The sequence below is a fragment of the Cupriavidus taiwanensis LMG 19424 genome (assembly GCF_000069785.1).
GTDB lineage: Bacteria > Pseudomonadota > Gammaproteobacteria > Burkholderiales > Burkholderiaceae > Cupriavidus > Cupriavidus taiwanensis.
Genome location: NC_010530.1, coordinates 1,099,756 through 1,115,626 on the forward strand (window position 1 = coordinate 1,099,756; position 15,871 = coordinate 1,115,626).

Below are 15,871 nucleotides of genomic sequence, written 5' to 3' on the forward strand. Positions count from 1 at the left end.
CGTTCACCCGGCCGCCCGCTGGTGGTCTTCAGCGCGCTTGACCTGCGCGGGGAATTCCCGCAGCAGGGTGTCGATGGCCGCCTGCAATTCCTGCGGCACCACAGGCTTGTGCAGCAATGCGGTGCCGCTCGCATGTGCGGTGCGCAGGCGGTCCGCCGCGGTATCCCCCGTAATGATGATGGCCGGCACATGGCGCCCCAGGCGCTGCCGGATCGCGTCCAGCGCCTGCTGGCCGGTACGGTGGCCGCGCAGGCGGTAGTCGGCCAGCACCAGCGCGGGCGTGAACGACGCCAGCGCCGCCAGCGCCTGTTCCTCCGATTCAACCGTACGGCACTCGCAGCGCCATGCCGAGAGCAGTTCGGACATCGCGCTGCGGATCGCCTCGTCGTCATCGATCACCAGGACCTGCAGTCCATCGAGCGAGCGCGCCGCGACCGGGCGTGCGAGCGCTTCCGGAGCGTCCAAGGTCTGGGGCATGCTGAAGCGAAAGACGGAGCCTCGCCCGGGGCGGGAGGCGAGCGTCACGCGTGTCCGCATCGTCCGCGCCAGGCCGTCGACAATGGCCAGCCCTAATCCGAGCCCCTTGCGCTGGTCGCGCTCGGGATTGTCCAGCTGATGGAATTCCCGAAAGATGTCGCGGTGCTGTGCGGAAGGGATGCCGATGCCGGTGTCCCACACTTCGATGGTGGCCCGCACGCCGCGCTTGCGGCAAGCGACCAGCACGCCGCCTTGCTGCGTGTAGCGGATCGCATTGGAAATCAGGTTGCGCAGCACCAGTTCGACCAGCGTGGGATCGCCATGCAGCGTGACGGTGGTATCCCGCGTGCGGTACACCAGCCCGCGCGCCTCGGCCTGGGGCGCGAACTCGTTCTCCAGCTTGTGCAGCAGCGGCTGCAGGCGGAACGCACGCGCGCGCGGCGTGATTACGCCGGCCTCGAGCTTGGAGAAGTCCAGCAGCGAGTTCAGCATTTCGCGCGCCGCGCCGGAAGAGGCCTCGATATGCGCCAGCAACTGGCGCTGGCGTTCATCCAGGCAAGTCCGGCCCAGCGATACCAGGAACAGTCCCATCGCGTGGAGCGGCTGGCGCAGGTCATGGCTGGCGGAGGCCAGGAACACCGATTTGGCGCGGCTCGCTTCTTCGGCCGCGTGCTGCGCGGCCTCGGCACGCGCGGTCTGCTCGCGCAGCTGCGAGATCAGTTCCACGTTCTCGAAGCGCAGCGCGATCGATTGCCGTGCCACGTGCGCATAGTTGCGCGCGAAGACCAGCAGCACGCACAGGTACAGCGGCGTGCCGAGGAACATCGGCAGGTATTCGATATCGCCGGTGGCCAGGAAGGCGATCCATACGGGTACGATCGCCGGCACGAAGAAGCCGATCGCCACCGGCAGGCATGCCGAGAAGACCGCAAGCGCGGCAGCGCTCATGCCGGCGATCAGCGACAGGATGCAGATCACCACCGCCGGCAGGCGCACGTCCAGGTATAGCCACGCTACCAGTCCCCACAGCGCGCCGATCAGCACCAGCATGGCGGTCATGCCGTGCGCATAGCGCGTGGCGCCGGCTTCGGTCAGCCGCCCCGGCAACCGCAGCCGTCCAAAATACGCCACGGCGCAAACCAGTACCATCGCGACCGCCCAGGGCAGGGCACCCGGGCGGTGACCGTTCAGCGTCAGGCCCACGGCCAGGATGATGGCTGCCAGCGAACAGCCTGCCATCGCGCAGCCGAAGCTCTGGTCGATCAGGTTCATCTGCGCTGCAAGCAGGCGCGGCGCATCGTAGCGGGGCAGCCAGCGCAGCGGCCTGCGCGCACGGGCGCGCGCGGCGGCCGGGGCAGTTGTCTCCATCGTCATCGCACCGCCTGCACCAGGCCGCGCCGCTGCGCTTCCAGGATGGCCTCGACACGGCTGACCACGCCGAGATGATCGAGGATGGCCGCGACATGGACACGGACTGTGTTTTCCGACAGCCCCATATGGTAGGCAATGACCTTGTTCGAGCGTCCAAGGGTCAGCTGATGCAGTACCTCCAGCTGGCGCGGGGTCAGCGTGCTGGCAGCGTAGGGCGCCTGGGGCGCTGCAACGGCATTGGCCTCGCCGGAAAAATATGTGCCGCCTGCCAGGCAGCACGCGATGGCATCCTCGATCTCGTGCGCGTCGGCGGACTTGGGCAGGAAACCCGCGATCTCGCGCCGCACCTCGGCCGGGATGATCTCCAGCCCCGACGTGCCCGACACGATCAGGATACGCGCCCGCCCGAAGTGCCGGCGCAACACCTTGACGCCCTCGATGCCGTTCAGGCCCGGCATCTGGATGTCGAGCAGCACGATGTCGACCGCCGCGCCGCCGTGGTCCTGCACCGCCTGCATGACCGAGCCGGCCTCGATGATATGGGCCACGCTGGGGCTGTCGGCCAGCACCAGGCGCAGGCCGGTGCGGAACAGGGTATGGTCGTCGATCAGCAGCAGGCAGGCGTCGGGCATTGAAGATAGCCGGTGCGAGGGGCGATCCATTGGACAAGAATCGCAGGCGCTTGTCTATGCAACCGCTGTGGGGGCGCAACTAGTCCGGAAAGATTATTGGCGCGCTGGAATCTCGATGCAAAGATGCGAGCCGTGGGCAGTTCCGCGACGTGCCCGCACCACTTTTGCTACCCACTACCACCCGGCTGTGGGTATTTTTTTTGCCGGCAATTTGTTGCGGGCTGGCGTGAATGAAAAAAGCCGGCACCGCGGGGCGGTGGCCGGCTTTGGTGTGAGCCGCATGCAAGGCGCCTGACTTGGCGCCTCAGTTACGGTTACGGACGGTTGATCGAGATATCGTAGAACGATCCGTTGGCAGCGATACCCAGGCTCAGGCCGGTATTGCCAGGCACCATCGAGATCATCTCGGATGCGTTGCTGCTTGCGGCACGGTAGCGCAGGCCGTTGGCCGGGCTGTTAACCTTCCAGCTGTCCAGGCGGCCGTCTTCGACGCGCTTGCGCGTGTAGCTGCCGGTCTGCGCATCCACCACGGTCACGACGGTCGACCACGTGCCGCCGTTTTGCAGCGTGGGCACCAGGCCCCCAAGCAAGACCGTGTCCCAGTACGAGTTGGTCGCACCTACCACCGGCAGGGGGCGCGCCACCTGCTTGGCGGCGATCATGAAGCCGTCGTCGTGAGTGATCACGACCGTCACCTGGCCGTCCGTGCCCTTGAATGCATAGGCAAGCTGCGAGCCGAAGCTGTCGGTGATCTTGAAGCTGCCGTCGGCATTGGCGCTAAGCGTCGGCAGTTCTTCAGGCAGCCATGCCTCGCAGGTGTTCACGCCGGAGCAGTCGGCACCCTTGGTCAGCTTGCCAGCAGCATCGATGCTGAAGGTCACGCGGCGCGATGCGTAGGGAGTTCCGCTGTGGTCGCGCTCCATGCCGAGACCGTTCCAGTCGCCGGCCAGGTCGGCCAGGGCAACGGCCTGTGCGGGCACCAGCAGGGTGGGCAGATCGGTCATCGGGCCCGCGGGCGGCACTGCCAGGGCGATGCCCGACTTTGCGACCATCACGGTGTTGGTGGTCCCGTTCGCGCCCGGCACGGTGAAGCGGCAGGCATCGTCGGCGACGGCGGTGAAGGGGACGGTCTCGTTGCCGATCTGCAGCTTCAGCGCGGCCGCGTCAAGGTCGCCGGCTTCCGCAGCCGCGGAACCCAGTCCGATCACATGGTATTTGCCCGTCTTCAGCCCGGCGCAGCTCGCGGCTGCCGGCTGCAGCGCGGTCTGGACCGCCGCCGCGCCGGCATTGGAAGCGACAGCCGAGGACAGCTCCCCCAGCGTCGTCTTCGACGCTTCCAGGCGATCGCCCAGCTGGTCCAGCAGCTTGTCCTGGGCATTGCCGGCGTTGGCGCCGTTGGCGGCCACCAGCGGGTCCTTGAGCGGGTCGACGCTGGTCAGGTCGACCACGCCGGTCAGCACCAGCCGAACCGCATCCGTGGCGCTGGTCAGGTTGCCGGAAGTCAGCTTGGCCTGCGCGGTGGCGTCGAACTGGTCGAAGAAGGCCGCGGTGCTGCCCTGCGCCAGCGACGCGGTCACCAGTTCGGTCAGCGGGGTGATGTTGGCCACGGCGGTGGTGCTGGTGCCGGCCTCGACCACTGAATGCAGCGTGGTGCCGTCCGGCGTCTTGACGCTGAGCACGCATGGGCGCGTGGCGCCGTCGATGCTGAGCGTGAAGGTTCCGTCCGCGGCGGTAGTGGCGGTGCCGCTGCCGTTTGCGCATTTGGCCTGGACCGTGGCACCGCCCAACGCCGCGCCGACGGCTGCGGTGCCGGTGATCTTCGTGGCAGCGGGTGCCGTGGCCGTGGAGTCTCCTCCGCCGCCTCCGCAGGCCGTCAGTACGGCGGCCGCCAGACCCGTCAAAAACAGATGTTTTGCTTTCATCCCAGTTTTGATTTCTGTGGTTTTCTTGTTATGGCAGGGCGCTGCGTGGTGGAACACTGGCTCATGCAGGACCCCGCCCACGGGACGGCTGACCCGCCCCGCGGGCGCGATTTTCCGTGAAATACCTGATGGCGCCCAACCCGCGTTGAGGTGATTGACAAACCACGCGCGGCGTGCGGGCGGCTTACCGCCCCGGGGAAGGATGAATCAGGCAGCCGCCCGTACCAGCCCCGGCCACGTTGCCGTTGGCGCGAGCGGGCGGCCGTCGGCGCGGCAATCTTCGAGCAGCCGTTGGGCATCGATGCCGAACCAGTCGTGCCAGCCGCGCACCAGCGCGCTGGCTGACCGCAGGCCGGCATGGGCAGCCAGTTGGTCCAGCGCGGGCACCAGGCCGCCGGCGCTGGCCAGCGCGTGCAGCGCATGCGCGGCGCGTTGCTCGCGCAGCAGCGGATGCAGCGCCTCGCCTTCGGCAAAAAGGCGCGCGCGGACCAGGCGCGCCGGCACTTGCCATTGCGCCGCCAGCCGTTCGGCGTTCCAGTCAGTGTCGGGCCGGGAAAAGACCAGGCCGGCAAACTGGCGCGACCACGTGCGCTCGGGCGGCTTGCCGGCCAGGCGCGGGCATTCGCTGTCCGGTACGGCGGTCAGGACGACGGCGCAGGGTTGTTGCCACGTGCCAGGCAGGTCGCAGTCAAAGTGGGCGAAGGCGTGCACCACGAACGGGTCGCCGGGCCGTACTTCGCGCCGCGCGTTGGCGTCGCGCAGGCTGGCCGTGCCGTACAGGGCTTGCACATGGACGGCAAAGGGAAAGCGCAGGCGGGCAAAGCGGACGTGGTGACGGCTGACAAGCGGCATGCGGAAGACGGCCCGGAAGCTAACGGCGGTGCGGCGGGTTACTGTCGCAGGATTCGCCGGCCAGCGCAAGGCCGCTGCCATCGCGTTTGCAGCCAACGCAGCCGCCTGCGCCCGCGACGTTACAGTTCCGACATCCCGAAGTGGCGCAGGCGTGGCAGGTCGGTGACGCGGATGCTTTGATACGACAGGTGCACCATGCCCGCATCGGCCAGGCGGCGCAGCGCCTGGTTGACGCGCTGGCGCGAGAGCCCGGTAAGCAGGCCGATCTCTTCCTGCGACAGCTCCAGTACCGGGCTGGTGCGCGGATACAGGTCCGGATGGAACAGCTGGGCGATGGCCTGCGCCACGCGCGCATCGGCCCCCAGCAGCCTGTCGTTCTGCACGGTGGCGATGAACTGGCCCATGCGCTCGTTGAGCTGGCGCACGACAAAGCTGGCGAACGGCAGGCTCTCGGCCAGCAGGGTATTGAAGACCGGCTCGGGCACCAGCAGCACCTGCGAGTCGCGGATCGCGATCACGTCATAGCGGCGGTCTTCGCGCTTGATCACGCTGCCTTCGCCGCACCAGCCGCCGGCCGGCACGCCGGAAAAGGTGCAGCCGCGGCCGTCGGGCGTGTACACCGCCAGCTTGATCAGGCCGCTGTCCACGCCGATCCAGTGGCGCGAGGGTTCGCCGCGCCGGGCGATGAAGCTGCTCGCGGCAAAGGACTGCAGCAGGGTCTCGCGCGCGGCAAGGGCCTGGTGTGCCGGGGCGAGTTCGCCGAACCAGGCATGGCCGGCCAGCACCGCGGCGGATGCCGGGGCGGGATGGGAAGTGGGGTCTGCGGGTTCGCTCATGGCAGGGGCGGGCGCGCTGCGCCGCATCCTGTAAGAATGGTGTAAGCCTTGCCTGGCGCGGGTTTGCGGCAGGTTTGTCGTCTCGACGACAGTGCGCCGGCGTGTGCGATGATAGCCTTCCACCAGAAAAAGTGACAGCGCCGCAAGGCGCCAGAACGACAGCGCCCGAATGACCCGGAATGACAGCGACAAGGCGGAGACACTAGCAATGCCAACCGATTTCGACAGCGGGCTGGCCCGCAACGCGGCCAATTTCGTGCCGCTTACCCCCATTGATTTCCTGGTGCGCGCCGCCGAGGTGTATGGCGACCGCCTGGCCATCGTGCACGGCCCGCTGCGCCAGAACTGGCGCGACACCTATGCGCGCGCGCGGCGCCTGGCCAGCGCGCTGGCACGTGCGGGCGTCGGCAAGGGCGATACCGTGGCCGCGCTGCTGCCCAATACGCCAGCCATGGTGGAAGCGCATTTCGGCGTGCCGATGGCCGGGGCAGTGCTCAATGCGCTGAATATCCGCCTCGACGCCGCCAACCTGCTCTTCATGCTGCGCCATGGCGAAGCGCGCGTGCTGCTGGCCGATACCGAGTTTGCCGACCTGGCGCGGCAGATGGCGCTGGAATTGCCGGGCCTGAAGGTGATTGCCGTGCACGACGTGCTGGGCCCGCAGGCAACCCCGTTCGGCGACACCGACTACGAAGCGTTCCTCGACGGCGGCGACCCGGCGTACGCCTGGCAAATGCCGGCCGACGAGTGGGATGCCATCGCGCTGAACTACACCTCGGGCACCACCGGCGATCCCAAGGGCGTGGTCTATCACCACCGCGGCGCGGCCATCAACGCCGTGTCCAACATCCTGGAGTGGGATCTGCCCAAGCATCCGGTCTACCTGTGGACGTTGCCGATGTTCCACTGCAACGGATGGTGTTTCCCCTGGACGGTGGCGGCGCGCGCGGGCGTGAACGTGTGCCTGCGAAAGTTCGAGCCCAGGCTGGTGTTCGACCTGATGCGCGAAGAGGGCGTGACCCACTACTGCGCCGCGCCGATCGTCCATACCGCTCTGGTCAATGCGCCCACCGCGTGGCGCGAGGGCGTGCGCGGGCCGGTACGCGGCATGGTGGCCGGCGCGCCGCCGCCAGCGGCGGTGCTGGCGCAGATGGAGGCGATGGGCTTCGAGCTGACCCATGTCTACGGACTGACCGAGGTCTACGGACCGGCCGCGGTCTGCGCCGAGCAGGACGACTGGAGCAGCCTGTCCGAGCAGGACCGGGCGGTGAAGAAGGCGCGCCAGGGCGTGCGCTACCACCTGCAATCGCAGGTGGCGGTGCTCGATCCCGATTCGATGCAGCCGGTACCGGCCGATGGCGAGACCATCGGCGAGATCATGTTCCGCGGCAACATCTGCATGAAGGGTTACCTCAAGAACGAGAAGGCCACGCGCGAAGCCTTTGCCGGCGGGTGGTTCCATACCGGCGACCTGGGCGTATGCATGCCCGACGGCTATATCAAGATCAAGGACCGCAGCAAGGACATCATTATTTCCGGCGGCGAGAACATCTCGAGCGTGGAAGTGGAAGACGCGCTTTACCGGCATCCCGCTGTGCTGGCCGCCGCGGTGGTGGCGCAGCCCGATGCCAAGTGGGGCGAGACGCCGTGCGCCTTTGTCGAGCTGAAGGACGGTGCCAGCGTCAGCGCGGAAGACCTGATTGCGCATTGCCGCACGCTGCTCGCGGGCTTCAAGGTACCCAAGGCGGTCTACTTCGGGCCGTTGCCCAAGACCTCCACCGGCAAGATCCAGAAATTCGAGCTGCGCCGCAAGGTGAAGTCCGATTCGGCGATCGACGTCTGAGACGCAAGCGGCGCCATGCCGGCGCCGCGTCGGTTCAGCGTGCCCGCACCTCGGGCGGCGTGCCGGTCCGGGGCGGATGGTGCCAGTCCGGACCGATGTCGGGGAACACCTCGCATTCGCCGCGCACGATGCTCTCGATGGTGGCGCACACGCATTCGGTGCCGCGCGGTCCCACGCAGACCAGGCTGCGCGGATGGTCGCTGTGCTGGGGAATGGCATAGACTCGCATGCCCTCGCGGAACAGCGGGTGCTTGGTGAGGCGTTCGTTCATCAGTTCAACGAAGCGCTGGGGCGTGACGACCGGCTTGTCCATTGCATGCTCCTGCGGCCTTGGCCACCGTACCCATTTCTTGGGGCGGCATGGCGGCCAGGTCAATAGAGGCCAGGAAGATGACAGGCAGGTGGCGAAAATGCGCACCGGACAGCAGCGTGCCCGGGACGTGGCCGGAATGAAGAATCGCGGGCAAAGCTGTCGCCCGCGTTGCCACCGCCACGATTCCAGACTAGGTCACGCGGCGCGTAGTGCAAGCGAATCGCGATATTTCGCCGGTTTCAGGTGATGCGCAGTTCGCCCGCGGCGCGCGGGCCGTTCAGGATGCCGTTGCCCGCGGCCCAACAAGCGGCTTCGGCTTCGGCATAGGACCTGTAGGTGCCGGGCGCTGCGACCGTGCAGTCCTCATCGGCGGCGCCGCAGCGTTCTTCCATGATGATGCGCCAGGTGAACTGCCCCGGTGCGTCCTCGAGGACATGGAGCACCAGGGTGCGGTGATTGTCGGTCAGCGTGAGAGGCAAAGTCGACATGGGTGTCTCCCGTTCGCAGGTAGGCGCATTGATGCTAGCAAGTGCCGGCCATAAATGCCATGAGGCATTACGGGCGCGCCATGGCAAGATACTGCCTTTGCGGCAGTCGCCGCGCCGAATCTTGTCGCCTGAACATGCCTCTCTCGCTCGAGTTCAATCAACGGATCGCCGCCCTGACGGCGCACTACGACACCGTCGTGCTGCCGCTGTGGACGGCCTCCGGCTGGAACCCCGACCTGTTGCTGCCCTATGAAGCGCTCGACGGCGGCAGCGCCGCGACGCTGCCGCCGTCGCGCTATCGCGCCATGGCGTGCGCGCGCCAGCTGTACGTGTTCTCGCTGGCGGGCCGGCAAGCCCATGCCGATACGCTGTTCGGCTCGCTGCAGGCCTACTTCGGCAACGGGGAGGGTGCGTGGATCTATAGCGTCGACCCCGCCGGCGCGCCGCTCGACAGCGCCCGCGACCTCTATACCCATGCCTTCGTGATCTTCGCCTGCGCCGCGTACTACGCGCGATTCGGCAACGAAGACGCCCTGGAAGTACTCGACGAAACCGTCGATATCGTCGAGGACCGCTTCGCCGACGGACAGGGCCTCTATCACGCCGCGCTGACCGAGCACTTCCGCCCCAAGGGCGCGGGCGTGCTGCAGAACCCGATCATGCACCTGACCGAGGCCTACCTGGCAGCGCTCGATGCCACCGGTGACGAGTGGTATGCGGAGCGCCTGCGCGAGATCGCGATGGCGGTGCATGAGCGCTTTGTCGATCCCGCCAGCGGCTGCGTGGCGGAGTTGCCGCAAGGCAGCGCGGACAACCGCGTCGAGCCCGGGCACCAGTTCGAATGGTTTTCGCTGGTGGCCGGCAAGCCGGCGTTGTTTGGCGATCTGCCGCTGTCAGAGGCGCTGCGCCGCGCCTTTGGGTTCGCGCAGCAGCATGGCGTGGCCGCGGGCACGCTGGGTGTCTGCGCGGCGCTGGATGCAGCGGGCGCACGCATGGACGGCACCGAGCGCATCTGGGCACAGACCGAGTTCGCGCGTGCACTGGCGGTGGATGGCTCGGCGCAGTCGCTGGCCACGCTGGCTGACTGGGCCGGGCAATTTCGCAGCCGCTTCCTGCACGCGCAGGGCTGGCATGAGTGCCTGGCGCCGACGGGGGAGGTGGTGCGCGCGGAGATGCCATCAACCTCGCCCTACCACCTGGCCACGTCTTACCAGGCATTGGCCGCGCTGGCCGGGCTGCCATGGCCGGTACAGTCCGCATAACGCGGCACGGGCTCCATGCCTGACCAAGGCCGGCCGTTGTCAATTCTTTGCAGTTGCCCAGAGGGCGCGCGTCTACACTAAGCCCGCGCTCCGGCCCGCATCGCAATCCTTCTTAACTACCTGGTCGTCGTTCTGAAGTTGCGGGCCGGGGCGCGCCTGAACCGGTCTAGCGGGCGCTGGCCTGCTGCAACCGTTCGGCATGCCGGGCCGGCGCCAGTCGTTGCGACGACGGCGATGGGGCATTGGCCTGGATCAGGCCAGCGCCTGCCGGCTTGACACGGACAGCCATTTGCTCGACGCGCTTCTGGGCCTGTGTTTCGGCGTGGTCGTTCAGGATCAGGCACAGCAGCGTCAGCAAGGCTGCGGCGATCATGCTCAGCGCAATCCAGGCCAGGCAGTGCTTGCGTTCCATGGTACGGACGGGGCGTTATCAGTGCGCGAAGTTTAAGCGCGCGTGCGCCGGGCGATTGTCAACCTTTGCAAACGCAGCCGCCTTGCAGCGTTCCGCGGCGGTCGCCGTTATTCCGTGACGCCGTGCTCGTGCAGCAGCCGCTCGCATTCCTCGAGCATGTCGTAGGCGAAGGCCGACTGGTAATTGGGATCGAGGGCTTCCATCATCTCGTGCGCGGCGTACAGGCCGGCTTCGCGCGACAGGGTCTCGGCAAGCTGGCGCGCAAACTGGTCGCTCAGCTCGGACAGCAGGCGCCGCTCGGACAGCGGCAACTGCAGTTTCGAGCGCGACAGCCATTCGCCGGCCAGCGTGGCGCCCTGGGCATCGGTCATCCACTTGCGATGCTCGTAGTAGGCCGACAGGCGTTCGGCGGCCAGTGCGAACAGCAGCGCCTTGCGGGTATTGAAATCGATCCGGCGGGTTGGGGCGAGGGTCATGCTTGCAGCTTGATGCGGACCGGCGCTGTGGGCCGGCCCTCGTCTTGTCGAAGGGGAATCAGGCGGGTGCCGGGCCGGCCTGCGCAAAGCGCGCCGCCAGCCAGGCGCCGATATCGGCAATCTCTTCCAGGCAGACCGCATGGCCCATCGGATAGGTGTGCCACGTCACCGGATTCGCCCGCGCCTGCACGAAATCGCGCGCGGCCACGCCAAGGGCGAGCGGCACCACGTCGTCCTGGGTGCCGTGCGCCGCGAACACCGGCGTGGCGGCGTTGGCCGGGCTGGCTTGCGCCGCCAGCGTCGACGGTGCGGGCATGTACGTGGACAGTGCGACGATGCCGGCCAGCGGCTCAGCGTGGGTCAGACCGGCGGTGTACGCGATCGCGCCGCCTTGCGAGAAACCCGCCAGCACGATGCGTGCGGTGGGAATGCCGCGCGCATTCTCCCGTGCGATCAGGGCACGAATGGCGTCGCAGGAAGCGCGGATGCCGGCCTCGTCGGCGCGGCGGCCCGCCTGGTCGAGGGAAACGATGTCATACCAGGCCGGCATGACATAGCCGCCATTGCAGGTCACCGGTATTGCTGGCGCATGCGGGAAGATAAAACGCACGCCTGGCGCGGCCGGCAGCCGCAACTCGGGCACGACCGGAGCGAAGTCGCTGCCATCGGCGCCCAGGCCGTGCATCCAGATGACGGCGCAGCCGGGATTGGGCGCGGTTTCAATTTCGATCGCGGGCAGCAGTTCGCTCATGGGGCCGGTTCCTGTGTAGGGTCTGCCCACGCCACGCGGACGTCAGGCAGCGCGAGTATCGCACAGGTCCAGACCTGCATTGGCGCGTGCCGGGGCACGGGCCAATGCATGGCGATGGCTTCAGGCCGCGGACGGAACGATCGGCACCGTGGTCAGGCCCGGCGTGCGCGCCGGCAGTTCGGGCATGGCCGGCGGCGTGGCGCGGCGCTTGTCGACGACGTCTTCGACGCCCTTGGCAGCGACATCTTCGAGGAAGGCCACCATGTCGCGGTAGTAAGCCACCTGCATCTGTGCCTCCAGCAAGCGCCGTTCGGCCTGGAATAGCGTCAGCCTCATGTCTTGCAGTTCCCTTTCGGCAATTTTTTCCGGGGTCGGCGGACTGAACAAGTTTGCAAGCCAACGCATGGCAGTACCTCCAGTGCTGTCAACAGCGAGTTTGCGGGCTTTCGCCATGAGGACAAATATAGACAAGAAATCGTGAAAGCGTCCCTCGGACACTTGGCCGTGGCGCCTCGCCCACAAGGATGATTGCCGCTTGCGGGACTCTACGTTAGATTAATCGGCCATGATGTGCCCGGCATCACGCGCTTGCCGCGATGGCGCTTCGGGGCCGGTTGCCTGTGCGTGCATGAAGCGCAGGATCGGCGGCCAGAAGGTGTCGATATGCTCTGGCAGCAGGGCCGCATCGTGCGGCATGGCATCGTGCATGACCAGCGCATGCAGATGCCTGGCTGCGCTGGCCACGCGCTCCGCGTGGGGCGGCACGATGACCACGTCGTCACGGCTGTGCACCACCAGCAGCGGCCGATCCAGCTTGCTCGCACGCGCCGCGTTGTTCCACGGATCCGGCAGCAGCCACGCGGCCCATGCGGGAATGCGCCCGGTCTGCACCGCGGCCAGTCGCGCCGAGCTGAATCCCGCGGCTATCACATAGCCGTCCGGCTGCGGCTCGAAACGCCGCGCCACGTCGAGCAGGATGCCCGAGCCCAGCGAATGTCCCAGCACCACGCGCCGCTTCGATTGCGGCGCGGCGGCGATGAACTGTCCATAGGCAACCAGTGCATCCTGCCGCAGCCGGCGCACGCTTGGCCGCCCGGTGCTGCGCCCGTAGCCGCTGTAGTCGAACACATAGGAAGCGATGCACGCATCGGCCAGCATGGCCTGCACCGGTGCCCAGTCTGGCAGGCATTCGTTGTCGCCATGGCACACCATCAGGGCTGGCGCCTCGGGGTCTGCCACCGGCATGAAGGCCGCGTGGAGGATGCGGTCGCCGCTGGCGAAGGTGGCGTGCCGCACCATAGGGGCTGAATTGTCGGGTGGTTCTGCGAGGCTTGTCTCATCCGTTGGCGTGACAAAGGCTTTGCGCTCCAGCGCACGAAACAGCAGATGCCGCGCGACCCCGGCCGCCAGGGCCATGCCTGCTGCCGCGGCCAGCCAGCGGTGCCGCGCGGTTTGAGAAGGGGTTCGGGGGTCAGGATTCATTGTCTTCAGGCTAGCAGGCCGGACTCTGCAAGTGAATTGTTCATTCAGAAGCGCTTTTCCCTGGCGAGCTGCTGGACGCTATCCCTTCGATAGAAATCTTTTTCCTTGACTATCTACCTATCAGTAGATAGCATTCAGTCCATGGCACCGCTGCACCACCCAACGTAAGAGGTAGCACGAAATGTGGCGATTCCATTACATGACCCAAGCGGTCATTTTTTCAGGCCCATGAATCTATCTACTAGTAGATGCGAGCTTGGAAAGCGACCCCCGGAATAGCCACCGATACCGAATTTGAAGCGATCTGAACCATCGCACCCCAGGAGCCCATCATGACCAAGACCGCCAAGACCCTGATCACCGCCGCCACCCTTGCCGCCGCGTTCGCGGGCGGTCTGGCGCAGGCCGCCAGCGTGCAGGACCACGCCGGCGACAAGTACGGCTACAGCTATCGCGTCGGCAAGGCCGATGCCTTTACCGACGGTGCCCGCACTGGCAAGTTCGACCCGTTCACCGAAGGGGCGCGCAGCGGCCAGTTCGACCCGTTCACCGAAGGCGCACGCGTGGGCAAGACGGATCCGTTCACGGATGGCTTCCGCACCGTCGCGGGCCTGGACCGCAACGGCGTGTCCGCCGAGCCGGCCCGCAGCTTCGACCCGTACACCGACGGTGCGCGCGTCGGCAAGGCTGATCCCTATACCGACGGCGCGCTGGCCTGATTGCTGCCGGCACTGGCCGGCGGCCCACAACTGACGATGGCGGCCAGTGGCCGCTGTCCAATGGAGTCCATCATGAGTTTGCGTGACAGCATCCTGTTGCTTGGCGGATGGCTGGTACTCTGCGTGACGAGTGGCTCGATGATCACCTTCGCCGCGCAGGTCCTGCCTGGCTAACACCCGTGTAGTGCATGGTGCCCCGAGGCTAGGGACTTACCCCAGCCCCGGGGCATTTCAACTTGAGCGTCTATCTTCGCATAGATAAACTGCTTGCATGAAAACCCAATCCGTACGCGAGCAATTGCTCGAGCACACCCTGATCCTGATCCGGCGGCGCGGCTTCAATGGCTTCAGCTACCGCGACCTGGCGGAGTTGGTGGGAGTAAAGACCTCCAGCATCCACTATTATTTTCCGACCAAGGAAGACCTGGTCCAGGAAGCGGTGAAGGAATACAGCGCGCGCCTGGCGGAGCGCATCAATGCCATCGATACGAGCCTGCCGGTCACCGAGCAGGCCGCCATCTACCTGGCGCCATTCCGCGCCAGCTGCGGCTCGGACCAGATCTGCCTGTGCGGCATGCTGTCGACCGAGACGCTGTGCCTGCCCGAATCCGTGCACAAGATGCTGCAAGGCTTTTTCCTGCTGAACGAGCAGTGGCTGGCCGGACTGCTGGAGCGCGCCCAGCCCCATCGCAGCACACCTTTCCCGGTGCCGCCGGCACGGCTGGCGCAGGTGGTATTTGGTTCGCTGCAGAGCGGGCTGATCGCGGCACGCCTGTTCGGCACGTCGGACCGCGTGGAAGCCGCCGCCGACACCCTGATGGCGGCCGTATCGGGTTGATTTAGCGCGCGATATCAGTGGCGCGTCGGAAACCGTCATGTGGTGCAAGCCGCATGGCGGTTTTTTTATGATCCCGCCTCATGGCCGTCCGTCTGAAGAAAATCGTTTTAAAAACAATGGAGTAATGCGTCAGGGAATTACCTATCGCAGCGATAGAAATGTTTTTCCTTGACTATCTACCTAGTAGTAGATAGTATCAAGGCCATGGAAGCGCTGCACCGCCACCAACAAGCAAGACCGGGCGGTACGCGGTGGTCCCATTGCACGACCGGAAGCGGTCATTTTTTTGAGACCGGTTATCTATCTACTGATAGATGCGGAATCAGAAGAGAGATTGCTACAGCCACTGATACCGAATTGACGCGATCCCGAACCATCGCACCCAGGAGCCCATCATGACCAAGACCGCCAAGACCCTGATCACCGCCGCCACCCTTGCCGCCGCGTTCGCGGGCGGTGTGGCGCAGGCCGCCAGCGTGCAGGACCACGCCGGCGACAAGTACGGCTACAGCTATCGCGTCGGCAAGGCCGATGCCTTTACCGATGGTGCCCGCACCGGCAAGTTCGACCCGTTCACGGAAGGGGCGCGCAGCGGCCAGTTCGACCCGTTCACCGAAGGCGCACGCGTGGGCAAGGCCGACCCGTACACCGACGGTGCCCGTACGGTCGCGGCCATCGTGCCGGCCGACGGCTATGGCTACAACTACCGCAGCGGCAACGCCGACCCGTTCACCGATGGCGCCCGCGTCGGCAAGCCCGACCCGTACACCGACGGTGCCCGCACTGTCGCCGGCCTGGACCGCAGCGGCGTGTCGGCTGCGCCGGCCCGCAGCTTCGACCCGTACACCGAGGGTGCGCGCGTGGGCAAGGCTGACCCGTACACCGACGGCGCCCGCACGGTAGCCGGCCTGGACCGCAGCGGCGTGTCGGCTGCGCCGGCCCGAAGCTTCGATCCGTACACGGACGGTGCCCGCGTGGGCAAGGTTGACCCCTACACCGACGGCGCCGTCGCCTGAGAGCCGGCCGGCCTGGTGCCGGCCATCGACCAACACCGGGCCGCCATGCTGCGGCCCCGCTTCAGGAGTTGATCATGCGTTGGCGTGACACTGCGCTGATCCTGGGCGGATGGGTAGGGCTTTGCCTGGCAAGCGGGTCCCTCATCACGCTGATCGCACAAACGCTGCCGGCCTGAATGGC

At 66.7% G+C, this 15,871-nt stretch carries 18 protein-coding genes; 6 read left to right on the top strand and 12 right to left on the bottom strand.

Annotated features, from left to right (window positions below; translation table 11 throughout):
* Nucleotides 1-3: 3 nt before the first annotated feature.
* The 5 genes from RALTA_RS20680 to RALTA_RS20700 all read right to left on the bottom strand — a co-directional run bounded on the left by RALTA_RS20680 (nucleotide 4) and on the right by RALTA_RS20700 (nucleotide 6,090).
* Nucleotides 4-1,845: an ATP-binding response regulator gene (locus tag RALTA_RS20680; protein WP_012355872.1), complete on the bottom strand. Its 1,842-nt coding sequence runs from the start codon at nucleotides 1,843-1,845 to the stop codon at nucleotides 4-6.
* A 2-nt stretch (nucleotides 1,846-1,847) separates the two neighbouring features.
* Nucleotides 1,848-2,480 carry a response regulator transcription factor gene (locus tag RALTA_RS20685; protein WP_041232533.1) on the bottom strand — a complete coding sequence of 211 codons (633 nt, stop codon included), beginning with the start codon at nucleotides 2,478-2,480 and terminating at the stop codon, nucleotides 1,848-1,850.
* 314 nt (nucleotides 2,481-2,794) lie between these two features.
* Nucleotides 2,795-4,402, bottom strand: coding sequence for a hypothetical protein (locus RALTA_RS20690; protein ID WP_012355874.1), 1,608 nt, complete (start codon nucleotides 4,400-4,402; stop codon nucleotides 2,795-2,797).
* A gap of 207 nt (nucleotides 4,403-4,609) precedes the next feature.
* Complete coding sequence (locus RALTA_RS20695; protein WP_012355876.1) at nucleotides 4,610-5,254, bottom strand: hypothetical protein; 645 nt, start codon at nucleotides 5,252-5,254, stop codon at nucleotides 4,610-4,612.
* 119 nt (nucleotides 5,255-5,373) lie between these two features.
* The gene (locus tag RALTA_RS20700) at nucleotides 5,374-6,090 is read right to left on the bottom strand and encodes a Crp/Fnr family transcriptional regulator (RefSeq protein ID WP_012355877.1); all 717 of its coding nucleotides are present in this window, start codon (nucleotides 6,088-6,090) and stop codon (nucleotides 5,374-5,376) included.
* Between the two features lie 208 nt (nucleotides 6,091-6,298).
* On the opposite strand from RALTA_RS20700, the gene RALTA_RS20705 reads away from it, so the two are divergent.
* The gene (locus RALTA_RS20705; protein ID WP_041232534.1) at nucleotides 6,299-7,933 is read left to right on the top strand and encodes an acyl-CoA synthetase; all 1,635 of its coding nucleotides are present in this window, start codon (nucleotides 6,299-6,301) and stop codon (nucleotides 7,931-7,933) included.
* A 34-nt stretch (nucleotides 7,934-7,967) separates the two neighbouring features.
* Here RALTA_RS20705 and RALTA_RS20710 read toward each other — a convergent pair whose 3' ends face one another.
* Both RALTA_RS20710 and RALTA_RS20715 read right to left on the bottom strand, forming a co-directional pair.
* Nucleotides 7,968-8,246, bottom strand: a complete 279-nt coding sequence (locus tag RALTA_RS20710) for a hypothetical protein (protein WP_012355879.1) — start codon at nucleotides 8,244-8,246, stop codon at nucleotides 7,968-7,970.
* 239 nt (nucleotides 8,247-8,485) lie between these two features.
* Nucleotides 8,486-8,734, bottom strand: a complete 249-nt coding sequence (locus tag RALTA_RS20715; protein WP_012355880.1) for a hypothetical protein — start codon at nucleotides 8,732-8,734, stop codon at nucleotides 8,486-8,488.
* A 134-nt stretch (nucleotides 8,735-8,868) separates the two neighbouring features.
* Here RALTA_RS20715 and RALTA_RS20720 point away from each other — a divergent pair, with 134 nt between their 5' ends.
* On the top strand, nucleotides 8,869-9,996 hold the full coding sequence (locus RALTA_RS20720) for an AGE family epimerase/isomerase (RefSeq protein WP_041232535.1): 1,128 nt from the start codon (nucleotides 8,869-8,871) through the stop codon (nucleotides 9,994-9,996).
* Nucleotides 9,997-10,162: 166 nt separating this feature from the next.
* On the opposite strand, the gene RALTA_RS20725 is transcribed toward RALTA_RS20720, so the two are convergent.
* The 5 genes from RALTA_RS20725 to RALTA_RS20745 all read right to left on the bottom strand — a co-directional run bounded on the left by RALTA_RS20725 (nucleotide 10,163) and on the right by RALTA_RS20745 (nucleotide 13,117).
* Nucleotides 10,163-10,408 carry a hypothetical protein gene (locus RALTA_RS20725; RefSeq protein ID WP_012355882.1) on the bottom strand — a complete coding sequence of 82 codons (246 nt, stop codon included), beginning with the start codon at nucleotides 10,406-10,408 and terminating at the stop codon, nucleotides 10,163-10,165.
* Nucleotides 10,409-10,515: 107 nt separating this feature from the next.
* Entirely contained in the window at nucleotides 10,516-10,884 is a 369-nt protein-coding gene (locus tag RALTA_RS20730; protein WP_012355883.1) for a hypothetical protein, read from the bottom strand.
* A gap of 58 nt (nucleotides 10,885-10,942) precedes the next feature.
* Nucleotides 10,943-11,635, bottom strand: a complete 693-nt coding sequence (locus tag RALTA_RS20735) for an alpha/beta hydrolase (RefSeq protein ID WP_012355884.1) — start codon at nucleotides 11,633-11,635, stop codon at nucleotides 10,943-10,945.
* Nucleotides 11,636-11,755: 120 nt separating this feature from the next.
* Complete coding sequence (locus RALTA_RS20740; RefSeq protein ID WP_010812500.1) at nucleotides 11,756-12,040, bottom strand: hypothetical protein; 285 nt, start codon at nucleotides 12,038-12,040, stop codon at nucleotides 11,756-11,758.
* A gap of 150 nt (nucleotides 12,041-12,190) precedes the next feature.
* Nucleotides 12,191-13,117 (bottom strand): alpha/beta hydrolase, encoded by a 927-nt coding sequence (locus tag RALTA_RS20745; protein ID WP_012355885.1) that lies wholly within the window; start codon nucleotides 13,115-13,117, stop codon nucleotides 12,191-12,193.
* A gap of 332 nt (nucleotides 13,118-13,449) precedes the next feature.
* On the opposite strand from RALTA_RS20745, the gene RALTA_RS20750 reads away from it, so the two are divergent.
* From RALTA_RS20750 to RALTA_RS20760, 4 genes are all read left to right on the top strand, one after another.
* Nucleotides 13,450-13,836, top strand: coding sequence for a hypothetical protein (locus RALTA_RS20750; RefSeq protein ID WP_012355886.1), 387 nt, complete (start codon nucleotides 13,450-13,452; stop codon nucleotides 13,834-13,836).
* 271 nt (nucleotides 13,837-14,107) lie between these two features.
* Nucleotides 14,108-14,674 (top strand): TetR/AcrR family transcriptional regulator, encoded by a 567-nt coding sequence (locus tag RALTA_RS20755; RefSeq protein ID WP_012355888.1) that lies wholly within the window; start codon nucleotides 14,108-14,110, stop codon nucleotides 14,672-14,674.
* A 37-nt stretch (nucleotides 14,675-14,711) separates the two neighbouring features.
* Entirely contained in the window at nucleotides 14,712-14,846 is a 135-nt protein-coding gene (locus RALTA_RS30980; RefSeq protein WP_277915627.1) for a hypothetical protein, read from the top strand.
* A gap of 223 nt (nucleotides 14,847-15,069) precedes the next feature.
* Nucleotides 15,070-15,690, top strand: coding sequence for a hypothetical protein (locus RALTA_RS20760; protein WP_012355889.1), 621 nt, complete (start codon nucleotides 15,070-15,072; stop codon nucleotides 15,688-15,690).
* Nucleotides 15,691-15,871: the final 181 nt, after the last annotated feature.

Bases quoted from the DNA above. Each gene is read 5' to 3' on its own strand.
- RALTA_RS20680 (WP_012355872.1), bottom strand. From the start codon at position 1,845: ATGGAGACAACTGCCCCGGCCGCCGCGCGCGCCCGTGCGCGCAGGCCG.
- RALTA_RS20695 (WP_012355876.1), bottom strand. From the start codon at position 5,254: ATGCCGCTTGTCAGCCGTCACCACGTCCGCTTTGCCCGCCTGCGCTTT.
- RALTA_RS20725 (WP_012355882.1), bottom strand. From the start codon at position 10,408: ATGGAACGCAAGCACTGCCTGGCCTGGATTGCGCTGAGCATGATCGCC.
- RALTA_RS30980 (WP_277915627.1), top strand. From the start codon at position 14,712: ATGTGGTGCAAGCCGCATGGCGGTTTTTTTATGATCCCGCCTCATGGC.
- RALTA_RS20745 (WP_012355885.1), bottom strand. From the start codon at position 13,117: ATGAATCCTGACCCCCGAACCCCTTCTCAAACCGCGCGGCACCGCTGG.
- RALTA_RS20710 (WP_012355879.1), bottom strand. From the start codon at position 8,246: ATGGACAAGCCGGTCGTCACGCCCCAGCGCTTCGTTGAACTGATGAAC.
- RALTA_RS20740 (WP_010812500.1), bottom strand. From the start codon at position 12,040: ATGCGTTGGCTTGCAAACTTGTTCAGTCCGCCGACCCCGGAAAAAATT.
- RALTA_RS20715 (WP_012355880.1), bottom strand. From the start codon at position 8,734: ATGTCGACTTTGCCTCTCACGCTGACCGACAATCACCGCACCCTGGTG.
- RALTA_RS20705 (WP_041232534.1), top strand. From the start codon at position 6,299: ATGCCAACCGATTTCGACAGCGGGCTGGCCCGCAACGCGGCCAATTTC.
- RALTA_RS20690 (WP_012355874.1), bottom strand. From the start codon at position 4,402: ATGAAAGCAAAACATCTGTTTTTGACGGGTCTGGCGGCCGCCGTACTG.
- RALTA_RS20735 (WP_012355884.1), bottom strand. From the start codon at position 11,635: ATGAGCGAACTGCTGCCCGCGATCGAAATTGAAACCGCGCCCAATCCC.
- RALTA_RS20720 (WP_041232535.1), top strand. From the start codon at position 8,869: ATGCCTCTCTCGCTCGAGTTCAATCAACGGATCGCCGCCCTGACGGCG.
- RALTA_RS20700 (WP_012355877.1), bottom strand. From the start codon at position 6,090: ATGAGCGAACCCGCAGACCCCACTTCCCATCCCGCCCCGGCATCCGCC.
- RALTA_RS20685 (WP_041232533.1), bottom strand. From the start codon at position 2,480: ATGCCCGACGCCTGCCTGCTGCTGATCGACGACCATACCCTGTTCCGC.
- RALTA_RS20755 (WP_012355888.1), top strand. From the start codon at position 14,108: ATGAAAACCCAATCCGTACGCGAGCAATTGCTCGAGCACACCCTGATC.
- RALTA_RS20750 (WP_012355886.1), top strand. From the start codon at position 13,450: ATGACCAAGACCGCCAAGACCCTGATCACCGCCGCCACCCTTGCCGCC.
- RALTA_RS20730 (WP_012355883.1), bottom strand. From the start codon at position 10,884: ATGACCCTCGCCCCAACCCGCCGGATCGATTTCAATACCCGCAAGGCG.
- RALTA_RS20760 (WP_012355889.1), top strand. From the start codon at position 15,070: ATGACCAAGACCGCCAAGACCCTGATCACCGCCGCCACCCTTGCCGCC.